The following is an 11292-nucleotide window of genomic DNA, read 5'->3' as shown; positions in this document are numbered from 1 at the left end:
AATCGAATCGGGACCTCTCCCATGTCCTCCGAACCGCTGATCCCCGCCACCGTGATCGGGAGCTGGTCGTTCCCCGGCTGGTACGAGGCGTTCATCGCCGACGTGGCCGACCGTCCCGACCGCTACGGCCCCGCCGACCGGGAGGAGGCGCTGCGCGACGCCGTCCGGGTGGTGGTGGCCGACCAGCTCGGCGCGGGGCTCGACCGGATCACCGACGGCGAGATGCAGCGGGTCGACTTCAACCTGGGCTTCTACGACTTCATCGAGGGGATCGAGCCGATCCCCCGCAATCGCCTCTGGGGAGCCCCGGCCCACGACCAGCGGAGCAAGTACCGCTGCGTCTCCCCGCTTGCCGCCCCCCGGGGCCTGGGGACCGTCGCCGAGTTTCGGCGGTTCCGGCTGCTCACCGACGCCCCGACCAAGATGCCCGTGCCAGGCCCGTTCACGCTGGCCGGGTGCATCGCCGGCGGGGAGGTCTATCCGGACCGCATGGGGGTGACCGAGGCCCTCGTGCCGATCGTCAACGCCGAGCTGAAGGCGCTGGCGGCCGAGGGGGTCGACTTCCTCCAGCTCGACGAGCCGAGCTTCGCCTGCCACCCCGACGCCCCCGAGGAGTTCCTCGACCTCGTGGCCCGGACGGTCGAGGGAGTCGACGCCTACATCAGCATGCACATGTGCTTCGGCAACTACCGGGCCCGGGCGGTCGGCTGGCGGTCCTACCGCCCGCTGTTCCCGCACATCGGCCGGGCGAAGGTCAGCCAGCTGGCGATGGAGTTCGCCAGCCGGGAGCTGGCCGAGGTCGAACTGCTGGCCGAGCTGCCGGAGTCGATGGACGTGGCCGTCGGGCTGGTCGACGTGAAGAATACCTGGGTCGAGCCGGCCGAGCTGGTGGCCGATCGGCTGAGGGCGGTCCTGACGCACGTCGACGCCTCCCGGGTGTCGGTGACGCCCGACTGCGGCTTCTCCCAGACGGCGAGGCACGTGGCGACGGCCAAGGCGAGGAACTTGGTCGAGGGGGTCCGCCTGGTCCGCCGGTCGATCGGTGGGGGGGACTGACGATGCCCCGGATCCTGACCTACGTATTCCCCAGATTTTCGATCGCGGGGCTGATCGCCGTGGTCGCGGTCGTCGCGCTGGTGCTGGCTGCGATGCTGGGGAACCCGGGGCAGCGGGCCTCGGCGGCGGTCTCGGCGACGCTGGCGGCCCTGCTCTCGGCGACGGTCGGGGCGTGCGTGGCCCGGGACCGGGCCGTCTGGCTCGGGGCGTCGGTCTTCGGCTGGGGGTACTTCGTGGTCGCGCTCGGGCCGTGGACCCAGGAGGACCTGAAGCCACACCTCGTCACCTCGGGGCTGATCGCCGACGCGTACGACAGGACCTACCCCTCCAGCACGTCCTTTCCGCCGATCTACACGCCCCAGCAGGCCCCGCCGAGATGGCCCGACCCCCCGAAGCCGGCGGGCGTCACGTTCCGGGCGCCGACCTGGTGGATCGAGACGCCCCACCGGTTCGTCTCCGTCGTGGGGATCGGCCCGGCGGTCCTGGGGACGACGAGCAAGGGAGACGAGTTTGCGACCTGGAGCGAGCCGAGCTACCTGGCGTTCGAGCGGGTGGGGCATTGCGGCTTCACGCGGATCTCCGGAGGGCTCGGGGCGCTGGTCGCGCTCTGGTTCGGCCGGCGGCCCCGGGGGGATTCGATGCGACCGGAAGGTGACCGATGACCGAATTGATCCAGCCATCGAAGAAGGGTGCCGAGCTGGCGGCCGAGATCCGAGAGACGACCCCCGAGGCCGGGACGATCGCCGTCTGGTGGCTCGGGCAGAGCGGGTTCGTTTACAAGTCCCGGTCCGGCACGCTGGTGATCGACCCGTACCTGTCCGAGTCGCTGACCGCCAAGTACGCGAACACCGACAAGCCCCACGTCCGGATGACCGCCTGCCCGATCCGGGGCAACGAGCTCTCGGGCGTGGACCTGGTGCTGGCGAGCCACAAGCACACCGACCACCTCGACGGCGAGACGCTTTCCCCCCTGCTCGGGGCCAATCCGAACGCAGAGCTTTGCGTGCCGGAGGCCCTCATCCACCACTCGGAGAAGCTCGGCCTGCCGAGCAGGAGGCTGGTGGGACTCGATGACGGCTGGGAGCACGAGCGGGCTGGGTTCCGGGTCCGCGCCCTGCCGTCTGCTCACGAGGCGCTGGACAAGGACACGTCGGGGCTCTGCCTCTACCTCGGGTTCGTGGTCGAGGTGGACGGCGTGCGCTTCTACCACAGCGGGGACTCGGTGGTTTACGATGGGCTGGTCGAGAACCTCGGCCCCGGGCCGTTCGACGCCTTCTTCCTGCCGATCAACGGCTGGGACCCCCGCCGCAGGGTGGCGGGGAACATGTCGGCCGAGGAGGCGGTCGGGCTGGCGAACGCGTGCCGGCCGAGGTTCCTGGTGCCGCATCACTATGACATGTTCACCTTCAACACCGTGCCGGTCAGCAGCTTCGTCGAGGCGTCGAGGGGGCTGAGCGCCGGGATCGAGCCGGTGGTGCTGCGGTGCGGGGAGCGCTGGGAGATCCGGACGTGAGCGTGACGCTGGGGATCGACGTCGGCACCTCGGGCACCAGGACCATCGCCATCCGGGAGACCGGCGAGATCCTCGCCGGGGCCTCGGCCGAATACCCGTGCAGCTACCCGAGGCCGGGGTGGTCGGAGCAGGACCCGCAACTCTGGTGGGACGCCACCGCCTCGACCGTCCGGGAGGTCATGGCGAAGGCGGGCCTGAAGCCGGGGGACGTCTCCGGCGTCGGCCTGAGCGGCCAGATGCACGGATCAGTCTTCCTGGATGAATCCGGCGCGGTCGTCCGCCCGGCCCTGCTCTGGAACGACCAGCGGACGGGGGAGGAGTGCGACGAGATCGAGTCGAGGGCCGGGGGGCGGGAGGCCCTGGTCAAGCTGGTCGCCAACCGGGCGTTGACCGGCTACACGGCGCCGAAGCTGCTCTGGGTCCGTCGACACGAGCCGGAGCACTGGGATCGGGTCCGGATGGTCCTCCTGCCGAAGGACTACATCCGCTATCGCCTCTCGGGGACCTTCGCCACGGAGGTGAGCGACGCCTCGGGCACCCTTCTGCTCGACGTGACCTACCGTCGCTGGAGCGACGAGTTGCTCGGCAAGCTCGACCTGGACCGGTCGCTCTTGCCGGACTGCTTCGAGAGCTTCGAGGTCTCGAGCAAGGTCAGCGAACTGGGCTCGAAGGCGACCGGGTTGGCGGCGGGGACGCCGATCGTCGGCGGCGGCGGCGACCAGCCGGCGGGGGCCGTGGGCAACGGGATCGTCCGGGCGGGGGCGGTCTCGGCGACGATGGGGACCTCGGGCGTGGTCTTCGCACACCTCGACCAGGTCGGCTTCGACCCCGAGGGCCGCCTCCAGCGCTTCTGCCACGCGGTGCCCGGCGAGTTCTGCGCCTTCGGCGTGGTCCTGGCCGCCGGGGGCAGCATGCAGTGGTTCCGCAACGAGCTGGGCAGGGCGGAGGTCGCCGCGGCGAAGGAGCAGGGGGTCGACCCGTATTTCCTGCTGACCGACGAGGCGGCCACCGTGGGCCCGGGCGCCGAGGGGCTGTTCTTCCTGCCGTACCTGACCGGCGAGCGCACCCCGCACTTCGACCCGAAGGCACGGGGGGGCTGGATCGGCCTGACCGTCCGGCACGGCCGGGCCCACCTGATCCGGGCCGTGATGGAGGGGGCGACCTATGCCATGCGCGACTGCCTGGAGCTGATCCGGGAGATGGGCGCCCCCGTCAACCAGATCCGCCTCTCCGGCGGCGGCGCCCGCAACCCGCTCTGGCGGCAACTCCAGGCCGACATCTACGGCCAGGACGCCTGCACGATCAACGCGAGCGAGGGCCCGGCATTTGGCGTCGCCTTGCTGGCCCTGGTCGGTACCGGGGCCTATTCCTCCGTGGCCGAGGCCTGCGACGCGACGATCACCCTGGCCGAGACGGTGCCCGTCGACCCGAAGGCGAAGGCGCTCTACGACGCGGCCTACCCAATCTACCGGGGGCTCTACGGCGACCTGAAGGGCCGGTTCGCACAGATGGCCGACCTCGTCCGGGGCGGCTGACGACCCCGACCCCGCCCGTCCCGCCCCGGAGCGCCCGATGGCCCGTCGCAGAGCGAAGACCGCCCCCCGGCCACGCCCGGAGGTACGTCCCGCCCCCGCCTCCGGCCCGAACCCCGAGCCGGAGGGGGTGGAGGAAGGCGGGTCGTCGCGGCCGTTCCTCACGAGACCCCGGCTCATCCTGATCGTGGCGCTCCTGTTGGCGACGCAGTGGTCGCTGGCCGTCCTCAGCCTGCTGTCGGAGAATGCGACGGTCGACGAGGTGGTCCACCTGCCGGCCGGAGTGAGCTACTGGGAGCGGGGGGACTACAGGCTCTACCCCCACAACCCGCCGCTGGTCAAGCTGCTGGCGGCCCTGCCGGTGCTGGCCGCCGACCCGGACACCGAGTCCCTCTACCGGGATCCCCGATGGGGCTGGGCCGACGCCAACAAGGCCGCCTTCGCCCACGGCTTCATGCTCCTGAACGCCCCCCGGCTGATGGAGCTGATGTCGATGGCCCGGCTGGTCATCCCGGCCTTCGCCGTGCTGGGAGGTCTCGTCGTCTTCGACTGGTCGAGGAGGCTCTGGGGCTCCTGGGGGGGGCTGATCAGCCTGGTCCTCTGGACCTTCTGCCCGAACATCCTCGCCCATTCCCGATTGGTGACGACCGACGCCGCCGCGACCGCCATCGGCCTGGCCGCGACCTATGCGTTCTGGCACTACCTCAAGCGCCCGACCTGGCGACGCGTCCTGCTCGCCGGGCTGATGCTCGGCATCGCACAGGTGACGAAGTTCAGCCTGCTCCTGCTGTTCGGCCTCTGGCCGCTGCTCTGGTTGGTCCAGGAGATGACGGAAGGCGGGGCTGCCGGGAGGCTGCGGCGGATCGGCCGGGCTGCGGTGCAGGGCGCGGCGATGGTGGCGCTCTGCGTCCTCGTCATCAACCTCGGCTACCGCTTCGAGGGGATCGGCAGGCCGCTGGGTTCGTTCGACTTCACGTGCGACACGCTCACGGCGGACCGGATGCCCCCCGTCCCCGCCTATCAGGAGGATCCGGACTTCCGGACGCTCGACCTGAAGGCCGGGGTGCTCCAGTTCCGCGTCAATCGCTTCCGGGACACCGTGTTCGCCGACATCCCCGTGCCGCTGCCCGAGCCCTATGTGATCGGCTTCGACGACCAGAAGCTGGAGGCCGAGGGGGTCCCCGTCCGGGCCATGATGCTGGTCGACGACCCGAGGGGCCAGGGCATCTCCCGGTACGAGATCTCCGGCTACCCCGTCTACCTCGACGGGGAACTCCGGAACAGGAGCTGGTGGTATTACTACATCATGACGCTCGTCTACAAGGTCCCGGAGGGGACCTGGGCGCTGGTGCTGCTGGCGGTCGCGTCGATCCCGATGGCCCGTCGGGCGCGGTCGTCCCCGGTCGACGAGGCGGCGCTCTGGGTCGTGCCGGCCGTGGTGGTCCTGGTGATGAGCTTCGGGACCAACATCGCCATCGGCCTGCGCTACGTCCTGGGGATCTTCCCGTACGTCTTCATCGCGGTGGGGAGGCTCGCCCCCTGGGCATCCGGCCTCCGGGGGGCGGCCAGGGCCGGGGCGACGGCGGTCATCGTGGCGGCCCTGTCGGCGACGGTCTCGGCCAGCCTGATGATCCACCCGCATTACATCGCCTACTTCAACTGGGCGTCCGGCGGGGCGTCGAGGGGCTCGAAGCACCTGATCGACAGCAACCTGGACTGGGGCCAGGATCTGGTCAACCTGGAACGCTGGCTCGACGAGTACGCACCGGGCGAGCGGGTCGGCATCGCCTACTTCGGGCAGATCAACCCCGAGGTGTTCAACATCGAGTCCCAGGCTGCAGGCGGGCCCCGGGTGCTGGACTGGTTCCTGCCCCCGGTCCTGCCCGGCACGCTCCCCGAGCGTCCCGGCCAGGCGAGCGGCCCGCCCCCGCCGGGGTTATATGCCGTCAGCGCCTCGATGCTGCGAGGGCTGAAATGGCGGGTCTATGCGCCGGACCGATGGCCGCCCCTGTCGGCCGAGCCGGGGGCGTTCGGCTACTTCGAGCGGCTGGAGCCGATCGACCAGGTCGGCCACTCGATCTTCCTCTACCGGGTCGACGCCGAGGACGCCGAGCGGCTGGCCCCGCTCTGGCAAGCGGCGACGGTCGTCCCGGGGGGGACGGCGGGGGCCGCGCCGGGCGGCTGAAGGTCCTTGCATCGGCCGATCCCGGGGTTTACAACCAAGGGCCCGATCGGCCATCGATCTCGCGAGGCGCCACCGACCGTCCGTCCGAGGGCCCGCGACGGGGCGATTCCCCGCGCGCCACGGCCCGTGCTGGAGACTGCCTTCCCCATGAGCGACCAGAACATCGAGTCCCGGGCCCGAAAGGCGCTCGACGACGGCGAGGGGATCCTCCGCCTCGCCCCCACCTGGGTCCCCCGATCGTTCCTAATGCCCGGCGGCCGATTGAAGCTCGCCCGCCAGGACCTCTACGCCCTGGGTACCCACCGGGGCGGAATCGACGAGCGCTGGTTCTCCTCGACCACCCCCGCCGCCAACGAAGGCGCCCCGCCGGACGAGGGCCTCTCCTACGTCGTCACCGACGGCGGCGACCGCTTCACCCTGCGGGACGCCATCGCCTCCCACGGCGCCGAGACGATCGGCAAGGACCTGTGGGACACGTACAAGAAGTGGCCCGTCTACTCCAAGTTCTTCGACAACCTCGGGCCGATCCCGCATCACATGCACCAGAACGCCGAACAGGCCAAGAAGCTCGGCCTGGAGGGCAAGCCCGAGAGCTACTACTTCCCCCCCCAGCACAACTGGACCGGCACCAACAACTTCCCCTACACCTTCATGGGGCTGGAGCCGGGCACGATGAAGGCCGACATCCGGCGCTGCCTGGAGCGCTGGAACGAGGGGGACAACGGCATCCTCGACTATTCCAAGGCCTACCGCCTGAAGCCCGGGACCGGCTGGCTGATGCCGTCCTGCGTGCTCCACGCCCCCGGCTCGCTCTGCACGTATGAGCCCCAGTGGGGATCCGACGTCTTCGGCATGTACCAGTCGATGGTCGAGGGGCGCCGGGTCCCCTGGGAGCTGCTCGTCAAGGACGTGCCGCCCGAGTACCACCAGGACCTCGACTACCTCGTCGACCAGCTCGACTGGGAGCAGAACGTCGACGAACATTTCAAGGACAACCACTACCTCGAGCCGGTCGTCCGCTCCGGCGGCGAGGGCCGCGGCTACGTCGACAAGTGGGTGGTGTACGGCACGATCGGCGGCGAGCAGGTCTTCAGCGCCTGCGAGCTGACCGTCTTGCCCGGCTACTCGACCAAGATCACCGACCCCGGCGCCTCGGGCCTGATCGTCACCCAGGGTAGCGGCACGATCGGGACGCTGGACGTCGATTCGCCCGTCTACATCCGTTATGGCGAAGTGACCAAGGACGAGGTGTTCATCACCGCCAAGGCGGCCTCCGGCGGCGTCACCTTCACCAACACCGGCAGCGAGCCGTTCGTGAGCCTCCGCTACTTCGGCCCGAACGTCCACAAGGACCTGCCGAAGGTGGGGGCACACAAGGCATCGTGACGGTCGCCCCCGAGCGGCACCGACACGCCCCTCCGGCCGCCCGGACTCTCGCCGGGCGACCGGGGGGTTCGACGATTCGACGACGAGGCTCCGGTGGGCCTTGCCCACCCCCAGGGGGAAGAACCGATGAGCGACGGCCACCCGAATGCGTCCCCGAAGCTCCACAACGCCGCCTGGCCCGGCGTCGTCGGCAAGGGGGGGGAGGGGAACGACCCGCCGATCGAGCTGGAGACGATGCTCGACCTGACCGCCGCGGCCGAGGTCGACGGCATCAAGTTCGACGGCGTCGACCTGTTCCTGTTCGCCCCCCACGTCGACATCGACGCCGGCGACGACGACCTGAAGGCGCTGGCCGACAACGTCCGGTCCCGGGGGCTGGTGATCGGGTCGGTGGTCGCCCCCGTCTGGCCGCCGACCGGGGGCGGCCCGGCCAACGACCCCGGCGAGGGGCGTGAGAAATTCCTCACGCAAGTGCGCAAGGGCTGCCGGATCGCCGAGCGATTGCGGGAGCTGGGCGTCCGGCCCTACGGCGTCGTCCGGATCGACTCGGCCTGCTCGCCGGCCGACTGGGCCGCCGACCCTGAGACCAGCCAGAAGCACATCGCCGAGACGTTCAAGCAGGCCGCCGCCATCGCCCGGGACCACGGCGAACGCCTCGCCGCCGAGGGGGAGATCTGCTGGGGAGGCATGCACTCCTGGAAGACGATGGTGGACCTGCTGGAGCGGGTGGGGGAGCCGGACACCGTCGGGTTCCAGGCCGACATGGCCCACACGCTGCTCTACACCCTGGGCGAGAACGCGCCGGGAGACCGCATCCTGCCGATGGACTTCTCCTGGGACGACACGGCGACGCTCGACGCCGCCCTGAAGACCCTGACCGACGCGCTGCGCCCCTGGACGATCGACTTCCACGTCGCCCAGAACGACGCGACTGTCTTCGGCTCCGGCTCCCACGACCACACCGGCCGCCATTGCCTGCCGAACGACCCCAACGGCAAGCTCGACATCCCCCATCACGCGGCCTTCTGGCTCCGCGACGGGCAGGGCGAACTGACGAGGAAGTTCGAGCATATCTGCTGGGACGGCTGCATGTTCCCGAACTCGGTGATGATGCAACCCCAGACCTGGAACGACATCCTCGCCAAGATGGTCGCCGTCCGCGACCATCACGGCTGGAATTGACGACCCATCCGCGCGATCGAACGGAGGAGCCCGAGATGAATCGACGTCCGTTCCTGGTCTCGGCGGCCCTGCTCGCCTCGGCCATCGCGCTCGGCGTCGGCCTCTCGGCGCGGCCGGGCCGAGGCCAGATCTCCGACGCCCTGCGTGAGGTGGGGCGGTTCGGCGTCGCGGCCACCGGCGACACCCTCTACGTGATCGACACCGTGAACGGCCGCTGCTATCGCCACAATCCGGCCGGAGGATGGGAATTCCTGGAATCCCCCGTCCCGCAGATCCGCACCGATCCTTGACTCGACCCCGATCGGCGGGGTCGCCTCGACACGTCCCGATCCACCGAGACCGAACCACGTCGCGCCCGAGACGATCGCCTCCTCTCGGCCCCGAGGTATGAAATGGCCGCTACGAACGACCTCCGCATCGGCATCATCGGCTACGGCTTCATGGGCCGGACCCATTCGAATGCCTACAAGCAGGTGCCGCAGTTCTTCGACCCGCCGCTGCGGCCCGTGCTCAAGGCCGTCTGCGGCCGGGACGAGGCGAACGCGAAGGCGTTCGCCGAGCGCTGGGGCTACGAGTCGATCGAGACCGACTGGCGGAAGCTGATCGACCGGGACGACATCGACGCCGTCGACATCTGCACGCCGAACAATACCCACGCCGAGATCGCCATCGCCGCCGCCGAGGCGGGCAAGATGGTGCTCTGCGAGAAGCCGCTGTCGATGGACTTGAAGCAGGGCCAGCAGATGGTCGACGCCATCGAGAAGGCCGGCGTCCCGAACACGGTCTGGTACAACTACCGCCGCGTCCCGGCCGTCTCGCTGGCCAAGCAGTTGATCGACGAGGGACGACTCGGCAAGATCTTCCACTACCGGGCCAACTTCCTCCAGGACTGGACGATCTCCGCGGACCTCCCCCAGGGCGGCGCCGCCCTCTGGCGGCTCGACGCCGCCGCGGCCGGCTCGGGCGTGACCGGCGACCTGCTGGCCCACTGCATCGACACGGCCTTGTGGCTCAACGGCAAGATCGGCGACGTCTGCGCCATGACCGAGACGTTCATCAAGGAACGCACGCATACGCTCACCGGCAAGGTCGAGAAGGTGGGCATCGACGACGCCTGCGCCTTCCTCTGCCACTTCGAGAACGGCTCGCTCGGCCTGTTCGAGTCGACCCGGTACGCCCGGGGGCACAAGGCCCTCTACACCCTGGAGATCAACGGCGAGCACGCCTCGATCCGCTGGGACCTGCACGACCTGCACCGCCTGGAGTACTTCGACCACCGGGACGACTCGATCGTCCGGGGCTGGCGGTCGGTCCACGTCACCGACGGCGACATGCCCTACATGAAGCACTGGTGGGTTCCCGGCTTGCAGATCGGCTATGAGCACACCTTCATCCACCAGTTCGCCGACTTCCTGGACTGCGCCGCCCAGGGGAAGCCCTGCCCGCCCACCTTCCGGGACGCCCTGGCGACTCAGGCCGTCTGCGACGCCGTCCTCGACTCGGCCGAGCAGAGGAAGTGGGAAGACGTCGTCCCCGTCTGAGATGCGACCCGGACCGTCGTCGAACCGAACCAACGAAGGGGAACGACCGCCATGAAGATCGGGATGAATCTGCTGCTCTGGGCCGACGCAGTCACCCCCGAGCATGATGCGCTGCTGGAACAGCTCAAGGCCCTGGGTTTCGACGGCGTCGAGATCCCGATCTTCGATGGCTCCGACACGGCCCCCTACCAGCGGCTCGGCAAGCGGCTGGAGGGACTGGGCCTGGGCGCCACGGCGGTGACGGTCATGGGGCCCGAGGTCAATCCGATCTCGCCCGACGCATCGGTCCGAAGCGCGGCGGTCGCCCACCTGGACGGCGTGCTCGCCTGCTGCGCCGCCGCCGGGGCGGAGGTGCTCTGCGGGCCGATCCACTCGGCACTAGGGCACTTCTCCGGGGAGGCGCCGACCGGGGAGGAGTTCAAGTTCGGGGTCGATTCGCTCCGGAAGGCCGCCGAGAAGGCGGAGGGCCACGGGGTGATGCTCGCCTGCGAGTACCTCAATCGGTTCGAGAACTACTTCCTGACCACCGCCGAGCAGACCGCCAGGTTCGTGGATGCCGTCGGGCACCCGTCGTGCCGGATGATGTACGACAGCTTCCACGCCCACATCGAGGAGAAGGGGCAGGAGTCGGCCATCGCCTCGTGCGGCGACCGGATCGTCCACGCCCACGTCTCGGAGAACGACCGAGGGACGCCCGGCACCGGGCAGGTGGACTGGGACGGGTACTTCGGGGGGCTCAAGGCGGCCGGATTCGACGGCTGGTACACGATCGAGGCCTTCGGTCGGGCCTTGCCGGCACTGGCGGCGGCGACGAGGGTCTGGCGCGACCTCTTCCCGGACCCGATGGGGCTCTGCCGGGACGGCCTCGCCTTCATCACGCGGCGGACGGGTTCTTGA

The 11292-nt window shown here is 69.9% G+C and carries 10 protein-coding genes; all 10 read left to right on the top strand.

The features are described from left to right. Window positions 1-21 precede the first annotated feature (21 nt). Entirely contained in the window at window positions 22-1056 is a 1035-nt protein-coding gene (locus ElP_RS29135) for a cobalamin-independent methionine synthase II family protein (protein WP_145276225.1), read from the top strand. Between the two features lie 2 nt (window positions 1057-1058). Further along, on the top strand, window positions 1059-1718 hold the full coding sequence (locus ElP_RS29130) for a hypothetical protein (protein ID WP_145276223.1): 660 nt from the start codon (window positions 1059-1061) through the stop codon (window positions 1716-1718). Beyond that, window positions 1715-2569 (top strand): MBL fold metallo-hydrolase, encoded by an 855-nt coding sequence (locus ElP_RS29125; RefSeq protein ID WP_231749303.1) that lies wholly within the window; start codon window positions 1715-1717, stop codon window positions 2567-2569. Before ElP_RS29130 ends, ElP_RS29125 begins: the two co-directional genes overlap by 4 nt. Beyond that, a complete protein-coding gene (gene xylB / locus ElP_RS29120) occupies window positions 2566-4104 on the top strand; it encodes a xylulokinase (protein WP_145276221.1) in 1539 nt (512 codons plus the stop codon). Before ElP_RS29125 ends, xylB begins: the two co-directional genes overlap by 4 nt. Before the next feature lie 37 nt (window positions 4105-4141). Next, entirely contained in the window at window positions 4142-6286 is a 2145-nt protein-coding gene (locus ElP_RS29115; protein ID WP_145276219.1) for an ArnT family glycosyltransferase, read from the top strand. A 147-nt stretch (window positions 6287-6433) separates the two neighbouring features. After that, window positions 6434-7672, top strand: coding sequence for a hypothetical protein (locus tag ElP_RS29110; protein ID WP_145276217.1), 1239 nt, complete (start codon window positions 6434-6436; stop codon window positions 7670-7672). 126 nt (window positions 7673-7798) lie between these two features. Then, window positions 7799-8854, top strand: coding sequence for a TIM barrel protein (locus ElP_RS29105; protein ID WP_145276215.1), 1056 nt, complete (start codon window positions 7799-7801; stop codon window positions 8852-8854). Between the two features lie 35 nt (window positions 8855-8889). Next, the gene (locus tag ElP_RS29100) at window positions 8890-9144 is read left to right on the top strand and encodes a hypothetical protein (protein ID WP_145276213.1); all 255 of its coding nucleotides are present in this window, start codon (window positions 8890-8892) and stop codon (window positions 9142-9144) included. Window positions 9145-9246: 102 nt separating this feature from the next. Then, complete coding sequence (locus ElP_RS29095; protein WP_145276212.1) at window positions 9247-10395, top strand: Gfo/Idh/MocA family protein; 1149 nt, start codon at window positions 9247-9249, stop codon at window positions 10393-10395. Window positions 10396-10446: 51 nt separating this feature from the next. Then, on the top strand, window positions 10447-11292 hold the full coding sequence (locus tag ElP_RS29090) for a sugar phosphate isomerase/epimerase family protein (RefSeq protein ID WP_145276210.1): 846 nt from the start codon (window positions 10447-10449) through the stop codon (window positions 11290-11292).

Source organism: Tautonia plasticadhaerens, assembly GCF_007752535.1.
GTDB lineage: Bacteria > Planctomycetota > Planctomycetia > Isosphaerales > Isosphaeraceae > Tautonia > Tautonia plasticadhaerens.
Note: the sequence above shows the minus strand (reverse complement) of the source record. Positions and strands in the feature narration are given on the sequence as shown.